The following is an 18,937-nucleotide window of genomic DNA, read 5'->3' on the forward strand; positions in this document are numbered from 1 at the left end:
AGGGCGATTGCATATCGCAGTTTTGGGTTCAGCCCAAGTAAAGCCCTGCCCCGTGGGGGACAGGGTCGTGATATGCGATCAGAAGTTCAACTGAGCCGCAAGCTGAACACGGCTTGCGTCGAAGTCTTGCCCCGAGATCACGTCGTTCCGCTCGCCGTAGATGTATTCGGCGCTGAGCGTCAGCGTTTCGGTTGCCTGGTAGAACGCGTTGACGTGGATCGTCTCAAGCTCGGTGAAGGCCAGCGTGCCGGTCGAGGTCGGCAGGTCGTAGTCTTCGTAACCGTAGGCGATACCGACGTTCCACTTGGGTCCGATATCCTGACGCAATTCAACGGTGAAACCGTCAACGTCGTTGGCTTCGCCGCCAACAATCGCGTCGCCGACACCAATCAGCCAGGGGCCAAGGGCCTCACCGGTAACGTAGTTAACCTGGAACAGGCCACCTTCCCACAGACGCGCCGAGCCGGACAGGGTCAGACCGGTCTGGTCAACCTCAACACCACCGTCTTCCGCTTTACCGTAGAGAACAGCGCCGCGGGCAACGTACTTGCCGTCGTTGTATTCAGCAGACGCGGTCAGAACCGGATCGTCCGAGTTCGAAGCGCTGACGTTTTGTTCGATCGATACAGCGAATTCAGCATTCGGCGAGAACGCGTTGGTGTAACGGACCTGCGGAACACGGGCGAAGGCGATACCAACCGGACCGTTAAATTCGACCGAGGTCGGGTAAGTGTCCAGCGGCTGGAAGTTCGTCCAGAACTGACCGATCAGCCACTGATCGCCGATCCGGATGTTCGCGTGACGCAGACGCAGTTCGGCAGTGCCGTTGCTGGCGAACAGGTCGACTTCCAATTGAGCGCCAAGATCGCCGATGGCGCTGGGCGTATTGGTCAGCAAGCCGATCCGCGACTGACGAACGGTCGTACCGAAAGTACCGCTGGTGGCATTATCAGGCTCACCAACAACGTTCACGAAGGCGGTGTCGCCTTGCTCGAAGTCAAAGTCATAGAAAAAGTCAGCTTTGATATAGCCGTAGACGTCCAGGGTCGTGTTGCCGATCCTGAACTCGCCGGGGGTGGAACCTGGTCCCTGAGACTCCAGAGCTTCGATCCGGAGACGCAGGTTCTCCAGCTCGGACTGTGTGTCTGCATCCTGGGCATAAGCAAGCGTGCCTGTCACACTAAGCGCAGTGGCAGCGAGCAGAGATGCCGTTTTTCTCATTGTAATCATTTGGATGTTTCCTTGTGTGCGAGTGTGCACGCGCAAACTTCCACGCACGAGGTTTTGTGGGAAATCACGAAATTGGGACTTTGGGGCGTCGATTGCTCAAGAAAAATTGCGAAAAAATCGCCGCGAAATCACATGAAGGTGAACCGATCGGTTAACCTTATGAACTCAGTGTTTTTTCCATTCGATATCGCGTGTGCAAAACGTGATGCCGCACCTGCAACATCCGTGAATGGTCGCGAGGTTTGTAACGACAACGTGACAGATTCTGAGGGGTTGGTACGTGAATATGCACGGATCCGCATCGGCGCATATTTGCGCGACCTTGCGCTGAATGGGCAGAATCCAGCCGGAATAATTCGTAGGCCAGAATCCCGTTTTGAAGTTGCAACCACTCCGTGCATGTTGAATGGGCCGTGCGGCTCTACTTTGCCTGCGTCGCACATGCACCTACTATTCCGTACCCCTTCCTTACGCGGGCAGGTTTGTGTTTCTCACAAAACCCTGCCCGCGCTTTTCTTTGCCCTAAAGGCGGGGGTAAAGCGGCATAAAACTGCGCAAAACAACAATATTAGCCGCTTGTTATTGAATAGCAGCCGCGAAAATCGGCATTTGCCCCCGAATGCATCAAAAAACCTGAAGGGGCAGATAACATGCGATTCTCGAAACTCGTTCTTGCAATGGCGACCTGTGCGGGCCTTGCCGCGTGCGGTGATACGACAGGCGAACAGGCGCTGCTTGGCGGTGGGGCCGGTGCCGTCGGCGCTGCGGTCGTCAGTGCCGACCCGTTGTTTGGCGCCGTCGTCGGTGCAGCGGGCAACGTCCTGTATTGCAAGACGCAGAACAACTGTAGGTAACCAGATACCCGGAGCGTTTGTCGCTCCGACCGTCATCGCGCAAACGCCGTCGTGGGGTCATCGCCCCGCGGCGGCGTTTTGCGTTTCCAGAACACCAAGACAAAGGACGTTCCATGTTTAGCAAGATCCTGATCGCCAACCGGGGTGAGATCGCCTGCCGCGTTATCAAAACGGCCCGTAAAATGGGTATCGGCACTGTTGCCATTTACTCGGACGCCGATAAGAACGCATTGCATGTGTCGATGGCGGATGAAGCGGTGCATATCGGCCCGCCGCCTGCCAACCAATCCTATATCGTGATCGACCAGGTAATGGACGCCATTCGCCAAAGCGGCGCGCAGGCCGTGCACCCTGGCTATGGCTTCCTATCTGAAAACTCGAAATTTGCCGAAGCGCTGGATGCCGAAGGCGTCGCCTTTGTTGGCCCGCCGGTTGGTGCGATTGAAAGCATGGGCGACAAGATCACCTCGAAGAAGATCGCGCAGGATGCAGGGGTTTCGACCGTACCTGGATACATGGGTCTGATCGAGGATGCGGACGAGGCCGTGAAGATCTCGAACGATATCGGGTATCCCGTCATGATCAAAGCCAGCGCCGGTGGCGGCGGCAAGGGTATGCGGATCGCATGGAATGATGACGAAGCGCGCGAAGGCTTTCAGTCTTCCAAGAACGAGGCTGCGAACTCATTCGGGGATGACCGGATCTTCATCGAGAAATTCGTGACCCAACCGCGTCACATCGAAATTCAGGTTCTGTGCGACAGCCACGGGAATGGCATCTATCTGGGCGAGCGTGAATGCTCGATCCAGCGCCGGAACCAGAAGGTCGTGGAAGAAGCTCCGTCGCCTTTCCTTGACCCTGAGACACGCAAAGCAATGGGCGAACAGGCCGTCGCTTTGGCCAAGGCCGTGAACTATGCCAGCGCCGGGACCGTTGAATTCATCGTTGATGGGGAAAAGAACTTTTACTTCCTTGAGATGAATACACGCCTGCAGGTGGAACACCCTGTAACCGAGTTGATCACCGGCGTGGACCTTGTGGAACAGATGATCCGCGTGGCCGCGGGTGAGAAACTGACGATCACGCAGGATGATGTGACACTGACCGGATGGGCGATCGAAAACCGCCTTTATGCCGAAGACCCGTATCGTGGATTTCTGCCGTCGATTGGCCGCTTGACGCGTTACCGCCCTCCGGCGGAAACGGCTGCGGGGCCAATGCTGGTGAACGGCAAATGGCAGGGGGATGCGCCCACAGGCGAGACAGCGGTCCGAAATGATACCGGCGTCTATGAAGGCGGCGAGATCAGCATGTATTACGACCCGATGATCGCCAAGCTGTGTACTTGGGCTCCGACGCGTGATCAGGCGATTGAGGCGATGCGCGTCGCTCTGGACAGCTTTGAGGTTGAGGGCATCGGACACAACCTGCCGTTCCTGTCTGCGGTGATGGATCATCCGAAATTTATCAGCGGCGACATGACCACCGCCTTTATTGCCGAGGAATACCCGGATGGTTTTGAAGGGGTCGAATTGCCTGAGGCGGACCTGCGCCGGATCGCGGCCTCTTGCGCGGCCATGCATCGTGTGGCTGAAATTCGCCGCACGCGCGTGTCTGGCCGGATGGATAATCACGAACGCAAAGTGGGTTCAGACTGGGTTGTGACGCTGCAAGGGCAGGAATTTGCCGTTGCGATTGACGCGGATCGTGATGGGTCAACAGTGACATTCTCGGATGATACCGCAATGCGCGTCACCTCTGAGTGGACGCCTGGTGATCAATTGGCGGTTTTGGATGTCGATGGCAGCCCGCTTGTGCTGAAAGTTGGCAAAGTGTCCGGTGGGTTCCGCATCCGCAATCGGGGGGCGGACCTGAAGGTACATGTGCGCACGCCACGCCAGGCCGAACTGGCCCGGTTGATGCCTGAAAAGCTGCCGCCTGATACGTCCAAGATGCTGCTGTGCCCAATGCCCGGTCTGGTCGTGAAGATCGACGTCGAAGTCGGGCAAGAAGTGCAGGAAGGTCAGGCGCTTTGCACCATCGAGGCGATGAAGATGGAAAACATCCTGCGTGCCGAAAAGAAGGGCAAGGTGTCCAAGATAAATGCCGGCGCTGGCGACAGCCTGGCGGTTGATGACGTGATCATGGAATTTGAATGATCATGACCGCTCGGTGGTCATATCACTTGGCGCTCCCGGCTTCGGTCGGGGGCAGCGGGTATGGCCGGGGCGGTTACCCGCCCTCGCGCCGTTCGCGAATTTCGCGTTCGCGCAGGGGGGTCTTGTCGATCGAGCGTCCAATCTCGCGCACGCTCCAAGGGCTGGGCTTGCGCAATTTCACGACACCATCCTTGTCGACGAAAACCATCTGGAACCCGCGCGGTCGCAACTGCGCCCGGATCGGTGATCGGGCCGATGGATCAGTATCCGTCAGCACAACGACGTCGCGGTCGCGCATGGCGTCTTCGCCTTCCGTCAGCATATCGATCTGCTGCTGGAACCGTGGATCCGCTGGCGTATCTGCAAAGACGATTATGGGCCGGTTGACCCATAGGAATTCGTCCAGCTCGCTGTCGCCAACGGGGCGTACGAATTCATCATCCGCAGGTGCGGACCCGTCAGCAGCCAAAGCGGCCAACGGGAATAGTGCCGAAAAAACAAGGGCAAGCGTGCGTGTCATGGGGCCTCCTGTTCAATCGAATATAGCCCCTGTTCAAACGAATGCGACCGGCGAATTGCCCGCAATGCTCAAAATTTCGCGCTTTGGCCCTGTTGGGTGGGCTCAGCGCATCAACTTAACGCGACGGTCAGCACCGGTCGCGATCCGAATTGACGAGAGGAAATCGAAATGACCAACACGAAGGACTGGCAGGCGCTGGCGGAAAAAGAGCTGCGCGGAAGGCCGTTGGAAGATCTGACCAAAGAGACGCTGGAAGGCATCGACGTCAAACCGCTCTATACAGCAGAGGACACTGCAGACCTGCCGCATATGGGTTCGATGCCCGGTTTCGGACCGTTCACGCGCGGCGTAAAGGCCACTATGTATGCGGGCCGTCCCTGGACGATCCGGCAGTATGCGGGATTTTCGACCGCCGAGGAATCGAACGCCTTTTATCGTCGCAATCTGGCCGCTGGTCAGCAGGGCGTATCCGTAGCCTTCGATCTGGCGACGCACCGGGGCTACGACAGCGACCACCCGCGTGTTGTCGGCGATGTAGGCAAGGCAGGTGTGGCCATCGACAGTGTCGAGGACATGAAAATCCTGTTCGACGGCATCCCGTTGGATAAGGTCTCGGTCTCGATGACGATGAACGGCGCGGTGATCCCGATCCTGGCCAGTTTCATCGTGGCGGGCGAAGAGCAGGGCCATGACAAGTCCGTCCTGTCCGGCACCATTCAGAATGACATTCTGAAAGAGTTCATGGTGCGCAACACCTATATCTACCCGCCTGAACCGTCGATGAAGATCATTGCCGACATCATCGAATACACTTCGAATGAGATGCCCAAGTTCAACTCGATCTCGATCTCGGGCTATCACATGCAAGAGGCCGGGGCGAACCTGGTGCAGGAACTGGCCTATACGCTGGCCGATGGCCGTGAATATGTGCGCGCTGCGACGCAGGCCGGGATGGACGTGGACAAGTTCGCAGGTCGTCTGTCGTTCTTCTTTGCCATCGGTATGAACTTCTTCATGGAAATCGCCAAGCTGCGCGCGGCGCGCACTCTGTGGCACCGCGTGATGACCGATTTTGGCGCTAAATCCGAGCGGTCCAAGATGCTGCGGACGCACTGCCAGACCTCGGGCGTAAGCTTGCAGGAACAAGACCCCTATAACAACGTGATACGCACCGCTTATGAGGCAATGAGCGCGGTTCTGGGCGGCACCCAGTCGCTGCACACCAACGCGCTGGACGAAGCGATTGCCCTGCCCACCGATTTCTCAGCCCGCATCGCGCGGAACACGCAGCTGGTGCTGCAGGAAGAAACCGGCGTGACCGATGTAGTCGATCCGCTGGCAGGCTCTTACTACATCGAAAGCTTGACCAACGAGCTGGTCGAAAAAGCCTGGGCCCTAATGGAAGAGGTCGAGGAGATGGGCGGTATGACCAAGGCAGTGGCCTCGGGCATGCCCAAGCTACGCATCGAAGAAAGCGCTGCGCGCCGTCAGGCCATGATCGACCGGGGCGACGAAGTGATCGTCGGCGTCAACAAGTACCGCAAGGAACAGGAAGACCCGATCGACATTCTGGACGTCGACAACGTCGCGGTGCGCGAAGCACAGGTCGCGCGGTTGGAGCGTATCCGCTCAACCCGTGACGATGCCGCGTGCCAACAGGCGCTGGACGCGCTGACCAAGACCGCCCAAGAGGGCGGAAACCTGCTGGCCGCCGCAGTTGAGGCCGCCCGCGCCCGTGCATCCGTAGGAGAGATCAGCATGGCTATGGAGAAAGAATTCGGCCGTCACCGCGCCGAAGTAAAGACGCTGGCCGGTGTCTATGGCGCGGCCTATGAAGGCGACGAAGGCTTCGCCGCAATCCAGAAATCCATCGAAGACTTCGCCGAAGCCGAGGGCCGCCGCCCGCGTCTGCTGGTAGTCAAGATGGGGCAGGACGGCCACGACCGGGGTGCCAAGGTGATTGCCACGGCCTTTGCCGATATCGGCTTTGACGTGGACGTAGGCCCATTGTTCCAGACCCCTGCTGAGGCTGCGCAGGATGCTGTGGACAATGACGTGCATGTGGTCGGTATCTCTTCCCAGGCGGCTGGTCATAAGACGCTCGCCCCGCAGTTGGTGGAAGAGCTCAAGAAAGCCGGGGCCGAGGATATCATCGTCATCTGCGGCGGTGTGATCCCCCAACAGGACTACCAGTTCCTGTATGACCACGGTGTCAAAGCCATCTTTGGGCCGGGCACAAACATCCCCGAGGCCGCGCAGGATATTCTGAGACTGATTGGCGAAGCAAACGGCTGACCCGGCTTTCTGGCGAAAAGCACTTGTTATCCGGTGCCTTTGGCGAAAACATGCGACCAGACCTGCAAAGGTCTGGTCGCAATTCGTTGGAGAGCGCACATGTTGCTGGATCACTTGGCCGTCGCAGGCGAAACCCTTGAGGACGCGGCAGCTCATATCGAACACGCCTTGGGCGTTCGGTTGCAAGATGGGGGCAAGCACGAAAAGTTCGGCACTTACAATCGCCTGCTGGGATTACGGGATGGCCTGTACCTAGAGGCCATTGCCATTGACCCGCAGGCCCCCAATCCGGAAAAAACCCGATGGTTCGACCTTGATCGGTTCGAGGGGCCACCACGGTTAAGCAACTGGATTTGCAGCGTTCCCGATATCCAGGACTCTCTGTCCGTTTTTCCCGATGGGGTGGGGCAGCCGATAGACCTCGCAAGAGGGGCATTGCGGTGGCAGATGGCGGTTCCCCCGAATGGGCGTTTGCCGTTCGACAACCTGTTTCCCGCTTTGATACAATGGCACGGTGATCTGCACCCGGCAAGGATGCTTCAGGACAGTGGGTGTCGTCTGAACCGTCTGGTCGTTTTCCACCCCGAGGCGTTGCAACTGGCACAGTTGCTGGGTGATCTGAATCTGGTGGTCTTTGATACCGGTCCGGTGGCACTGCGGGCCGAGTTTGAAACGCCACACGGCCCACGCGTGTTGGAATGAACATCCGTCCGGCGCGTGTTGCTGATGCCATCGAAATCGCAGCAATTACAAACGCCTTTATCCGTGACACTCTTGGCACGTTCACGACAATTGAACGGAGCGTTGAAGATATCGCCCATGACATCAAAACACGCGGTCCTGCGTTTATTGTGGCGGAACACGACAATCACGTAGCAGGCTTTGCGACATACGGACCGTTCCGTTCGGGTCCCGGCTACGCGCAATGCCGCGAACATTCGATCCAGTTGTCGTCTGATGCGCATCGCAAAGGAACGGGTCGGGCTTTGATGGCGGCGCTGGAGGGTGTCGCGCGAGCGGAGGGTATTCATGTCTTGGTCGCAGGGATTTCGTCTGCAAACCCTGGCGCTGTCGCTTTTCATCTGGCGCTTGGTTTTGAAAAGGTCGGATGTATGCCCGAAGTGGGTTCCAAGTGGGGTCAAAGGCTGGATCTTGTGCTGATGCAGAAAATTCTACCCGTTGACTGATTGGTTGGACCTGACATGGGCAATATAGGGCGCTAAGGTGCTGATATGTCGATCTGGACCCGAATATCAGACGCGCTGAGTGCGCTGGCCCAAGGCGAAAGCCTGACGGCTGTTTTTGAAAAACTGCGCACACCGCCGGAACGTTCGGTTGCGTTCGCTATTGCCGTTGTTGCGCTGGGCGCAAAGATGGCAAAGGCTGACGGTCAGGTCACGCGGGACGAAGTGACCGCATTTCGGGATGTATTTCAGATCGCGCGTGAAGACGAAGCAGGTGCTGCGCGGGTTTTTGACATGGCTCGTACCGATGTCGCCGGATACCAGGAGTACGCTCGCAAGATTGCGCGCATGTTTGCCGAAGACAGCACAACCCTTTGCGACCTGATGGAGGGTCTGTTTCACATCGCAATGGCCGATGGGTTTTATCACCCCAATGAGAACGAGTTTTTGGAAGAGGTAAGCCGGATTTTCGGCCAAACCGAAGCGCAGTTTCTGGCCTTGCGCGCGCGGTTCGTACCAGATGCCCCAAATGATCCCTATACCGTTTTGGGGGTCCCACGAGACATGCCCTTGCCTGACATCCGCAAGGTATGGCGCCAACTTGTTCGTGAAACCCACCCGGATGCGATGATGGCGCGTGGCGTACCCGAAGAAGCAATCCGATTGGCCGAGAAAAAAATGATCGACATAAATCGCGCGTGGGATGAAATAAACGGCGCACAGGTCTAAGGACGGTGCGGCTGGCGACCTACAATATCGAATGGTTCGCCAATCTTTTCGACCGCAAGGACAATCTGATTTTTGACGATAGCTGGTCCGGACGGCATGACGTAACCAAGGCGCAGCAAGCCGAAGCGATCGCCAAAGTGCTTTCGGTTGTTGACGCAGATGCAATGTTGATCGTCGAGGCCCCAAATACTGGAAAATCCCAGAACACCATCCGTGCGTTGCAACGTTTTGTCGAAACCTTCGATCTGCGCACCAGCCATGCGGTCATGGGTTTTGCAAACGACACGCACCAGGAACTGGCGTTGATTTACGACCCGCAAGTTTTGTCAGTGCGGCATGATCCAAAAGGCCGGGATACCGAAAGCGCCCGAGCACCACGGTTTGATGGTACGTTCCGAATTGATCTGGATATCGATGCGACTGAGGATCGCGTAGTGTTCTCGAAACCCCCGATGGAGTTGGCCGTCAAAACGCGAAACGGGGCCGAGTTTCGTTTGATTGGCGCGCACTTAAAGTCCAAAGCTCCGCATGGTGCGGAAAGCCGGGACGAAGCAATTCGCATCTCAATTACCAACCGCCGCAAGCAGCTTGCGCAAGCGATCTGGCTTGCACGTCGCGTCAAAACACACATTGCAGACGGAGATCAGGTTGTTTTGCTGGGTGACCTGAATGACGGGCCGGGTCTGGATGAGTTTGAAAACCTGTTTGGCCGTTCGTCCGTCGAAATATTACTGCAGGCCGGGTTGTTTGATCCACATGCCGTGACGGCATATGGCGAAAACAGCAGCAAGGCCCCTTCGACGGCCCGATTTGCGCGACCCAAGGAAGGTGGGCATCTCGAAGCATTGCTGGATTACATCATGGTAAGTGCAGATTTGCGCGAAAATCAGCCGCAATGGCGGATTTGGCATCCATTTCACGATCCTGCTTGTTTTCAACAAAAAGAGGTGCATCAGGCCCTTCTGACAGCCTCGGATCATTTCCCGGTTACGTTGGATATCGACCTGTGACCTTTCATCGGAAGGGCGCGCGGCTTATATTCAGTTTTATGAAACAAGTCCTTTTGATCTGTGCTTTCGCAGCGACCGCGGCTCTGCCAGCAAAGGCAGAGGAGGAAACGCCCCCATCTCTGATGGAGCAGGGGTTTGAGCTGTTTTTCGAAGGGCTCCGCCAAGAGATGGAGCCTGCTTTGGGTGATTTGCTTGGGTTGGCGGATGAGTTCGGCCCGGCGATGATGTCGTTTTTCGAAGAAATGGGACCAGCTTTGGCCGAGTTGGTTGAAGAAGTTCAGGATTGGAGCGCCTACGAGGCCCCCGAAATCCTGCCAAATGGCGACATCATCATTCGAAAGAAACCTGAAAACCCGGAACCCCAGCCCAAATTGCCGGAAGAGGTTCCTGAAGGGTTAACCGATATCTGAGTTCATCCTTTCGAGATGACGCGCGTGTCCGATTTCAAAGCGCCTGCCAACGAGTTCAGCCGCGCTTCGGCCACTTCGCTGAACAGAAGGCTCGCTGATTGGGGCAGGATCAGTTCCAACTGATGCTTTTTGGGAAAGTAGCGCAAGCTGCCCATTTTTGCGTCGCGCTGCATCCAAAGCATGGCACCAAACCGCATCGCCTTGCCCAGAATCTCGGCCTGCTTTTGGTCTTTTTCTTCCAGCAGCTCGTATAGCGGAGCAAAGCGATTGTCTTCGCGTTTGTTGCGATAGCGGTGTTGCAAAGCCAGCCCGATAAACACCCGCTCGGAATGTTTTAAACCACCCAGATTGGCGCGGGTGACGTAATCAAAACAAGTCTCGGCTCGGTAATCGGGATGCGCGCGCCAACTGACGTCGTGCAATAAGCAGGCGGCCTTGATCAATCGCACGCGGGCAGGCGGTGCGGATTTAAACAACGGCATCACGAATTCGAACAGATGTTTGCCAAAGCCAGGCAGCCGGGCGTCCTTGGCCTCGGAAAACCGGCTGGCTTCGATCAGTGGATCCCGATCGCGCAAGGCCTGTGGCATTTGCTCGTATAACAGCCCTTCGCGAATACCATAGCTTGAGATCGCGATGTCTTTGGGTTTGAACGTGCGGACCAACCGGGCCAGCACGTCCATGGCATGAGGGATCAGCGCCATACGCGATCCGGAAACACCAGCCTGACTGCGCAGCTTTTCGGGGTCGCCTTTTTCGATGAACTTGATGGTTTGATGCACCTGCTTGGTCGTCATGCGGTATTCATGCAGCACGTTCAGCGGATATCCCCTGCGCAGCATGTCCAGACGCGCAAATGCACGCCAACTGCCTCCGACAAGGAACAAACGATCCCTTTGCGGCCCCAACTGGTTGCGCAGGTCTTCCATTGTGGCCTTTATATGAGCCTTGCGCGCACGGCGACCGCCTTTGATGTCGCGCAGTTTGAGAGGGCCCAAGGCCGAGGTCAGGCGTCGTCCAACCTCGCCCCCGCCGATCTCGGCCAATTCCATCGACGAACCACCAATATCGCAAATCAGACCATAGGCACCGGGCCAGCCCAGCAAGACCCCCTGCGCAGATAGTCGGGCTTCTTCTCCGCCGTCGATGACCGAGACCGTCAAGCCGGTTTCCGCAAGCACCTCGTCGCAGAAATCGGGGCCGTCTTCGGCCTCACGCACCGCGGCTGTTGCCACGACATGCAGGCCGGGCAGCCCAAGATCGTCAGCCAACTGAGCGAAACGGCGCAGTGCCGCCAGCGCGCGCAAGCGACCGCGCGGGTTCAGCCGTCTGGTTTCAGAAAGGCCAGCACCCAACTCGCACATGACCTTTTCGTTGTAGAAATAAGCCGGGGACCGTGCTGCCCCGTCAAAGATCACCATCCGAACCGAGTTTGATCCGACATCAACAACGCCAACGCGCGACAGGGCGCGCACTTCGGGGTTGTCGAACAAGGGCTTTCCGAAGGGTCCCCAATCGGGGATGTCGATGTCGACGGTCTGATCCATGTCTTTTCCAGATATTCCGAGGGCAGAATGCGAAATCGCTGAGGTTGGGTCAATTCCCTGATTGGGTCTCATTCAGTCCCGAGTTCAGGACCCGCACGGCCAGCGCCCGGGTGATGTCACGTTTTTCCGACAGTGCAAGCTGGTCCAGCTGCGCCACAACGGATGCAGCCGTTTCAAAGCGACGGTCCATGTGTTTGACCAGATAGGCGATGACGTCCGGGCCCGGGTTCAGTTGACGATCCACGAAAAGCTTGGCCAAAACAGCGCCCAGCAGCGCGTCGTCTGGCGGGTCCAGCGCTACATGGTGTGCGCCCTCGATCCGGCTCTGAAGGTCGGGCAAGGGCAGGTCCCAAAATTTCGGTGCCAAGCGCCCGGTCATCAACAGGGAATTGCCTTCGGCCAGTACCAGATTGTGCAGGTGGAACAGGGTGGTCTGTTGCTCGATGTCGTTTGCAATCATCGGCACGTCTTCAACCGCGACGGATGACTGGGACAAGGCCGGGACGTCATCGTGATTCAGCTCTGCCGCCCGAATGACGCGCCCGCCTGTTTCTGCCGCCCAAACATGCGCCAGATGCGTCTTACCTGATCCCGCAGGGCCGCTGAGAACCAGTTTGTTCCCCGGCCAAGAGGTGGCCGAAATCATCGCCACGGCCAGAGCGTTCGCGGGAGAGACGAAAAAATCTTCGCGCCCCAGCGCAGTTTTCGCCGGAAGATCAAAGCTGAGCTGAAGTGCCATTTAGTCGTCGTCCTGCTGCGCACCTTCGAGGCCGGTATAAAGCCGACTGTCCAGATAGATGGATGTCGCAAACCGTGCCAGAACGCCCAGTGCAGCAGCAACCGGAACGGCGATGAGCATCCCGACAAAGCCAAACAGCGCTCCGAAAACAGACAGGGCAAGCAGCAGCCAGACCGGATGCAGACCGACCGAGTTGCCAACCAGTTTGGGGGTCAGGAAGTTTCCTTCGGTCACTTGGCCCAGGGCAAAGATACCAGCGACCAGCCCGACATGCGCCCAGTCACCCCAGAACTGAAACAGTGCCAGTCCAATAGCGAGCGTGCCGCCGATCAAAGCACCCAGATAGGGGATGAAGGTCACAAGACCTGCAATGAAGCCAACGATCAGCCCGAACTGCAGGCCAACCACCATCAACGCAACGGCATAGTAGGTTCCAAGGATGAGGCACACAGTCCCCATGCCGCGTACGAACGAGGCCAGAACCGCGTCTATCTCACCGGCCAGACGCTTGATCGTTGGGGCGTGATCCCGTGGCAGCAGCTCACCAATGCGGGCGATCATGCGGTCCCAGTCCAGTAACAGGTAGACGGCGACGACAGGCACGATGACCATCAGGACTACAACATTGATAGCCGATCCCAACGACGCCGCGACGGATTGCAGGACATCCCCTGTTTTGGATTGCAGGGTCTCACCGAGTGACACAAGAAACTGGTGCGAGCTGGATTCGCGATCCAGCAGAGATGGGAATTGCTGTTCGATGAACCCGCGCAGTTGCTTAATAAGGCTAGGCATGAAATCGACCAGATCGACCAACTGTGTGATCAGGGCCGGAACCACCATCAGAATCATCAGGACAAAACCCAGCACGCCGACCACGGTAATTATTCCCGTCGCTGCCATACGTGACAGGCCAAGGTTTTCAAGGCGATCTGCGATTGGATCAAGGAAATAGGCGATTGCGCCACCGATCACAAACGGGAGCAAAACGTCGCCAAGTGCCCATAGCAGCAGCACAAAAATCGCCGCGGCGATGCCCCAGTATCTGAGTTGATCCTTCACCGGCAAAGCCATGCCTGTCCCCATTTGATCGGTACTTGCACATGTTCTTGGCGCATGCAGCCTTATGATGCAAGCGGTTCATGGTCAGGGGAATTGCTGGGTCTTAGTCGCTCAGTGTTCCCAGTTCCGGGGTGGCTGCGTCGGCGTGCTCATCGGGCCAGTTGGTGCGCCAAATCTCGGCGGACCAGTGGCCGCAATGCACAGGCGGGCGGTCAAAACCGGGTAGGGGGTCAACCAGTGGCGCGACCACGACGTCATGGCGCGGAACGGCGAAATAGGGGAACGAGTACCGCTCGCGGCCCGAGCGGTTGACCACCCGGTGCGGCGTGGATTTCAGCCGTCCGCCGGACCACAGCTCTAGCATGTCGCCGATATTGACGACGAAGCCGCCGGGTGGGCAGTCGGGGGTGATCCAGCCTCCATCGCGTGTCTGAACCTCAAGCCCGCCGACGGGATCGGGCGCGATGATGGTCAGCGCATCGGTATCCTTGTGCGGATGGATGCCGTAGCCGCCCTCATCCGGGGCCTGCGGCGGATAATGCAGCAGAGTCATGTTGGTCATCGGATCACGGAAGGCATCGCGCAGCGTATTCGGGGCCAGGTTGAGGCCAACCTCAAGTGCGCCCAGCAGCAGTTCGGCCACGCGATCCAGTTGCGCCCAATAGGCGAGGATCGTTTGTCCCGCCTCGGGCACCTCGCGCGGCCAGATATTCGGCCCGTACAGCGCGCAATCCTTGCGGATGGGGGAGTCGGAAGCGGTTTCGCGATGCAGCTTGTAGCCTTCGTATTTGTCGGCCTTGCCTGAACCGTCATTGGGCGTGAAGAATCCCATTGGGATGTACCCGCGATAGTTCTCGCGGGTGATGGCCTGATCCCATTTGGCACTTTCGTCGATGTCAAAAATCGCCCGCACACAGCTGCGCACCTGATCGACCGTTTCCGGCGGAATGCCCGTTCCTGTGATCGACAGAAACCCGATCCCGGTGCAGGCGTCCATGACGTGCCGGACTGTCAGGTCATAGTCGGGATGATCGCGATCACATAGCGGCGAGACATCTATAGTAGGGATTTTCTGCATCAGTGAATTCTCACACCCTGCCGATCCAATTCCTTGTGAACGGGGGCGAGGTTCAAGTCATGCACCTCTTGGTTGCTTTTCAGCGACAGCGCGGCGGCGATGCCTGCGCCCTGACCCATGACTGCGCAGCAGGCCATGTTGCGCGTTGCCGCATGGGCCACCTTATCCGCCCCGTGCGAGCGGCCAGCGACCAGCAACCCCTTGATCCCTTTGGGCAGCATTGAGCGATAGGGGATCTGCATATACCGCCCGGTCGTGGGCAGGATCAGGATGCCATAGCCATCGATGAATTCGGGGTAGATGCCGATCGTATCCTCGAACCGGCCCTGATGGCGGGCGTCGTCTTCGGTCATGTTGTACACCGCGTCGATCTTGCGGGTGTCGCGGATGCCGATGGTCATGCCGAAATTCCGCAGCCGTGCGTTCTCGCATCCGGGCATGAAACGGCGCAGCGCCTCAATGGCCAGCATCGACTGACGGCGGCCCTCAATCTCACCCTTTGTCAGGCTGTCAGGGTCGGTGCCGTCCACCTCGGCCAGATGGATGAGGTTCATATAGGTCAGCTCACCCGTATCGTGCATCGCGCCCCAAGTGCCCGCGATGGTGTTCAGCTGCGGCGGGATCATCCCTGCATCAATCGCCTGCTGGAAGGGTTTGTGCACAAAGGGTGAGAACATGTCGTCCTCTTTGCCCGAAGTCTCAATGTTCCATTCACCGCCGCCGCCCCAGTCCTTATAGGTCTGCGGGTCGGCCTTGACGCCTTCCATAAAGGCGCGCTTGTTGACACCGGCCAGATGGAACATGACCGAAGCGGCCATCATATCCTCTCGCGCTGTTTTGTGGGTGGGGGCGCCGGCGCGGTGGGCCACGTCCGCGTCGCCGGTGGCGTCGATTACGACACGCGCCAGAATCGCCTCGCGACCCGCCTTGGATTCGGTGATGATGCCGGTGATCCGGTCGCCTTCCATGATCGGGGCCACGAACTGACGGTGCAGCATGGGATGAACGCCCGCCTCTTGCACCAGTTTGTCGGCCACCAGCTTGAAGCCTTCGCTGTCCAGCTCATAACTCAGCGACTGGCTTTCCGGCACGGCTGCGCCCATGTCCTTGGCGCGGGTTTCGAACTCCATGCCGATGCCACCGGCCTCAACCGTTTGTTCGTGGCGATACCACGCGAAGCCTTCAACCCCCACGGCGGTGATGTTGCCGCCCATGCAGCCAAAGCGGTCGACCAGCGACACCTCGGCCCCCGCACGCGCGGCGGCCAGGGCGGCGGCCAACCCTGCGGGGCCGGAGCCGACGACCAGAACGTCTGTCTGATGGATGACGGGAATCTGGCGGGCGGGTTCCTGAATGGTCTGCATCGGTGCCTCGTGGGTTTTACATTTCCGTCACATTTGAAAACCCTGATCGGCGGGTCAATCAAAAATCCGACGGGCCGGAGGTCGCAAAAACGCTATTGCGTGATTGCCCCCGGCGAGGCTTTGGCATAATCACCTTGCAGCGAAATTCTCACCTTTGAAGGTCACCCAATGCGCCTCAGCCGTTACTTTCTGCCCGTTCTCAAGGAAAACCCCTCCGAGGCTCAGATCGTCAGCCACCGGCTGATGCTGCGCGCGGGGATGATCAAGCAGGCCTCGGCCGGGATCTATTCCTGGCTGCCGCTGGGGTTCAAAGTTCTGCGCAAGCTGGAAAACATCGTGCATGAGGAGCAGGCGCGGGCAGGGCACATCGCGATCCAGATGCCGATCCTGCAATCGGCGGACCTGTGGCGCGAATCCGGGCGCTATGATGATTATGGTCAGGAAATGCTGCGGATGCAGGACCGTCACGGGCGGGACATGCTGTATACGCCCACAGCCGAGGAACTGGTGACCGACATCTTCCGCGGCCATGTGAACAGCTACAAAGACCTGCCGCTGACCCTGTATCAAATCCAGTGGAAGTTTCGCGATGAAATCCGCCCGCGTTTCGGCGTGATGCGGGGGCGTGAATTCTACATGAAGGACGGCTACAACTTCGACCTGACTAAGGAAGACGCGCTGCACGCTTATAACCGCCATCTGGTCAGCTACCTGCGCACATACGAACGTATGGGCCTGCAAGCGATCCCGATGCGCGCCGATTCCGGCCCCATCGGCGGTGATGACACCCACGAATTCCTGGTTCTGGCCGAAACTGGCGAATCCGAGGTCTTCTATGACAGCGCCGTCACTGACCTGACCTTCGGCGACCGTCAGATCGACTATGATGACCGCGCGCAATGTCAGGCTATTCTGGAGGAGTTTACCTCGAAATACGCGCGCACGGATGAAACCCATGACGAGGCGCTGTTCAATCAGGTGCCCGAAGACCGCCGCCGCGTAGCGCGCGGGATCGAAGTGGGGCAAATCTTCTATTTCGGCACCAAGTATTCCGAGGCCATGGGCGCAACCGTCCAAGGCCCCGATGGCAAACCGACGCCTGTTCACATGGGCAGCCACGGGATCGGCGTCAGCCGCCTGATCGGCGCGATCATTGAGGCCAGCCATGATGACAAGGGCATCATCTGGCCCGAGGGCGTGACGCCGTTCCACTGCGGGATCGTCAACCTTAAGCAAGGCGATGAAGAGGCGGATGCGGCCTGTGATAAACTCTATGGCGCGCTGACTGCCTTGGGGCTGGAACCGCTCTATGATGACCGCAACGAACGGGCAGGGGGCAAGTTCGCCACCATGGACCTGATCGGCCTGCCGTGGCGCATCACTGTTGGCCCGCGCGGCCTGAAGAACGGTGTGGTCGAATTGACCTGCCGCCGCACCGGCGAAAGCGAAGAGCTGAGCCCCGAGGCCGCCGTGACGAAGATCGCCGAGATCTATGAGCAGATCGGCTGACACTGACGCGCCACTGATCTCGGTTATAACCGCGACACATAACCTGCTGTCCCAAGGACGGCAGGACAGCTTTCGCGAGGTGGTCGCGTGTATGGCGCGGCAAAGCTGTGATCGCGCTGAGCACATTATTCAAGATGGGGCTTCGACGGACGGCACTCTGGACTTTTTGCACGAGGTGACCGCCGACGCCCCGCGAACTCGCGTAATCAGTGAACCCGACACGAACCTCTATGACGCGATGAACAAGGGGGCGGCATCGTCAGGCGGTCAGTATCTGTTGTTTCTGAACTCAGACGATTCACTGGCTTCTGATTATATCCTCAATGGACTGGCAGACAGGCTAACCGCGACACGACCCGATTTCCTTTTTGGGTCGACATTGCGCAGGTTCGAAGACGGTACGGAAAGCCGCGAAAAACGCATGTCGCTGACAGCTATCCTGCAACGCATGCCGTTTTGTCACAATTCGGTATTGCTGCGGCGCGATGTCTTCGATGCGTTAGGGGGACACGACACACAGTTTCGCGTCGCCGCAGACTATGACCTGATGCTTCGGCTCATCACCGAAGGGTATGAGGGTGAGCGTACGGATGACCCGATTTCGATGTTTTGGGGGCGCGGTGCCAGCGATAATGACGACATAACCGCGCAGGATTACGCGCGTGTTTGGTTGAAATACTATGCGGGTTTCAATGCCGCCAGAAATCTTACGCAGGAAGATTTCGTCCGGTTCTACCGCCGCGGGCACATGCCGGCAGCGCTGGTTCTGGAACGCTTGCTGAAAACGGGGTCATGCCCCGGCATAAAAGCAGCGGCGCGCCACAGCCTTTGGAAAACGACGCGACGATCCGTACAGTTCTGGCGTCGTTTCTAAGCGCTGCTAACCGTTGGTCGGGCAGACAGAAGGTCACCTGTCTCGCTGTCTCGGGCGACGACGATCGGACGACCCATGCGCTTTACCAGATCTCTGAACTCAAGCCCCAGAAACCTTAGCCCGCAGATGCGTTCACCGGTCGACATGTCCGTCACGCAAAGCCGCCCTTGTCGGAACGCCAGGTGATAACCTTTGTCTTCCAGGATGGCTGTCAGGTTGTTCCAACTGGCCGCGCTTGCAAATAACGGACGAATTGCCGCCCGCAGCAAAGCTGCTGTTTCACAATCCAGTTCTGTAGAGGCTTGCCGGGTTGAAATTGCACCCGTGTCTTTAGTTTCAATTCGAACACTCATGAGCGACTCCCGCTCTAACC

Annotated in this window: 18 protein-coding genes; 10 read left to right on the forward strand and 8 right to left on the reverse strand. The window is 58.2% G+C overall.

What is annotated here, in order from left to right; translation table 11 throughout:
- Window positions 1-78: 78 nt before the first annotated feature.
- On the reverse strand, window positions 79-1,230 hold the full coding sequence (locus ACR0BD_RS09350; protein ID WP_480696219.1) for a DcaP family trimeric outer membrane transporter: 1,152 nt from the start codon (window positions 1,228-1,230) through the stop codon (window positions 79-81).
- A gap of 650 nt (window positions 1,231-1,880) precedes the next feature.
- Between ACR0BD_RS09350 and ACR0BD_RS09355 the strand changes: the two genes are divergently transcribed.
- Together ACR0BD_RS09355 and ACR0BD_RS09360 are read left to right on the forward strand one after the other, a co-directional pair.
- Window positions 1,881-2,084 carry a hypothetical protein gene (locus ACR0BD_RS09355; RefSeq protein ID WP_480696217.1) on the forward strand — a complete coding sequence of 68 codons (204 nt, stop codon included), beginning with the start codon at window positions 1,881-1,883 and terminating at the stop codon, window positions 2,082-2,084.
- Between the two features lie 113 nt (window positions 2,085-2,197).
- Window positions 2,198-4,243 carry an acetyl-CoA carboxylase biotin carboxylase subunit gene (locus ACR0BD_RS09360; protein ID WP_480830102.1) on the forward strand — a complete coding sequence of 682 codons (2,046 nt, stop codon included), beginning with the start codon at window positions 2,198-2,200 and terminating at the stop codon, window positions 4,241-4,243.
- 73 nt (window positions 4,244-4,316) lie between these two features.
- Here the strand turns inward: ACR0BD_RS09360 and ACR0BD_RS09365 are convergent, their stop codons facing one another.
- Window positions 4,317-4,763 carry a DUF4174 domain-containing protein gene (locus tag ACR0BD_RS09365; protein ID WP_480830103.1) on the reverse strand — a complete coding sequence of 149 codons (447 nt, stop codon included), beginning with the start codon at window positions 4,761-4,763 and terminating at the stop codon, window positions 4,317-4,319.
- Window positions 4,764-4,931: 168 nt separating this feature from the next.
- Between ACR0BD_RS09365 and scpA the strand changes: the two genes are divergently transcribed.
- The 6 genes from scpA to ACR0BD_RS09395 all read left to right on the forward strand — a co-directional run bounded on the left by scpA (window position 4,932) and on the right by ACR0BD_RS09395 (window position 10,391).
- The gene (gene scpA, locus ACR0BD_RS09370) at window positions 4,932-7,058 is read left to right on the forward strand and encodes a methylmalonyl-CoA mutase (RefSeq protein WP_480830104.1); all 2,127 of its coding nucleotides are present in this window, start codon (window positions 4,932-4,934) and stop codon (window positions 7,056-7,058) included.
- Between the two features lie 99 nt (window positions 7,059-7,157).
- A complete protein-coding gene (locus ACR0BD_RS09375) occupies window positions 7,158-7,760 on the forward strand; it encodes a VOC family protein (protein WP_480830105.1) in 603 nt (200 codons plus the stop codon).
- Window positions 7,757-8,245: an N-acetyltransferase family protein gene (locus tag ACR0BD_RS09380; RefSeq protein ID WP_480830106.1), complete on the forward strand. Its 489-nt coding sequence runs from the start codon at window positions 7,757-7,759 to the stop codon at window positions 8,243-8,245. Before ACR0BD_RS09375 ends, ACR0BD_RS09380 begins: the two co-directional genes overlap by 4 nt.
- 45 nt (window positions 8,246-8,290) lie before the next feature.
- Window positions 8,291-8,971, forward strand: coding sequence for a TerB family tellurite resistance protein (locus tag ACR0BD_RS09385; RefSeq protein ID WP_480696205.1), 681 nt, complete (start codon window positions 8,291-8,293; stop codon window positions 8,969-8,971).
- Window positions 8,972-8,976: 5 nt separating this feature from the next.
- Window positions 8,977-9,981: an endonuclease/exonuclease/phosphatase family protein gene (locus ACR0BD_RS09390; RefSeq protein ID WP_480830107.1), complete on the forward strand. Its 1,005-nt coding sequence runs from the start codon at window positions 8,977-8,979 to the stop codon at window positions 9,979-9,981.
- Window positions 9,982-10,019: 38 nt separating this feature from the next.
- On the forward strand, window positions 10,020-10,391 hold the full coding sequence (locus ACR0BD_RS09395) for a hypothetical protein (RefSeq protein ID WP_480830108.1): 372 nt from the start codon (window positions 10,020-10,022) through the stop codon (window positions 10,389-10,391).
- Window positions 10,392-10,393: 2 nt separating this feature from the next.
- Here the strand turns inward: ACR0BD_RS09395 and ACR0BD_RS09400 are convergent, their stop codons facing one another.
- The 5 genes from ACR0BD_RS09400 to ACR0BD_RS09420 form a co-directional block, all read right to left on the reverse strand.
- Window positions 10,394-11,938, reverse strand: coding sequence for a Ppx/GppA family phosphatase (locus tag ACR0BD_RS09400; RefSeq protein WP_480830109.1), 1,545 nt, complete (start codon window positions 11,936-11,938; stop codon window positions 10,394-10,396).
- A gap of 49 nt (window positions 11,939-11,987) precedes the next feature.
- Window positions 11,988-12,677, reverse strand: coding sequence for a P-loop NTPase family protein (locus tag ACR0BD_RS09405; RefSeq protein WP_480830110.1), 690 nt, complete (start codon window positions 12,675-12,677; stop codon window positions 11,988-11,990).
- A complete protein-coding gene (locus ACR0BD_RS09410; protein ID WP_480830111.1) occupies window positions 12,678-13,751 on the reverse strand; it encodes an AI-2E family transporter in 1,074 nt (357 codons plus the stop codon).
- Between the two features lie 91 nt (window positions 13,752-13,842).
- Window positions 13,843-14,817, reverse strand: a complete 975-nt coding sequence (locus tag ACR0BD_RS09415; RefSeq protein WP_480830112.1) for an isopenicillin N synthase family dioxygenase — start codon at window positions 14,815-14,817, stop codon at window positions 13,843-13,845.
- On the reverse strand, window positions 14,817-16,181 hold the full coding sequence (locus ACR0BD_RS09420) for an FAD-dependent oxidoreductase (RefSeq protein WP_480830113.1): 1,365 nt from the start codon (window positions 16,179-16,181) through the stop codon (window positions 14,817-14,819). Before ACR0BD_RS09420 ends, ACR0BD_RS09415 begins: the two co-directional genes overlap by 1 nt.
- Window positions 16,182-16,349: 168 nt before the next feature.
- Between ACR0BD_RS09420 and proS the strand changes: the two genes are divergently transcribed.
- The gene (proS, locus tag ACR0BD_RS09425) at window positions 16,350-17,690 is read left to right on the forward strand and encodes a proline--tRNA ligase (RefSeq protein WP_480696191.1); all 1,341 of its coding nucleotides are present in this window, start codon (window positions 16,350-16,352) and stop codon (window positions 17,688-17,690) included.
- A complete protein-coding gene (locus ACR0BD_RS09430) occupies window positions 17,674-18,564 on the forward strand; it encodes a glycosyltransferase (RefSeq protein WP_480830114.1) in 891 nt (296 codons plus the stop codon). Before proS ends, ACR0BD_RS09430 begins: the two co-directional genes overlap by 17 nt.
- On the opposite strand, the gene ACR0BD_RS09435 is transcribed toward ACR0BD_RS09430, so the two are convergent.
- Window positions 18,561-18,917: a hypothetical protein gene (locus ACR0BD_RS09435; protein ID WP_480830115.1), complete on the reverse strand. Its 357-nt coding sequence runs from the start codon at window positions 18,915-18,917 to the stop codon at window positions 18,561-18,563. The two genes, ACR0BD_RS09430 and ACR0BD_RS09435, sit on opposite strands and share 4 nt — an antisense overlap.
- Between the last annotated feature and the right edge of the window lie 20 nt (window positions 18,918-18,937).

It is taken from the genome of Ruegeria sp. G5, assembly GCF_056533365.1.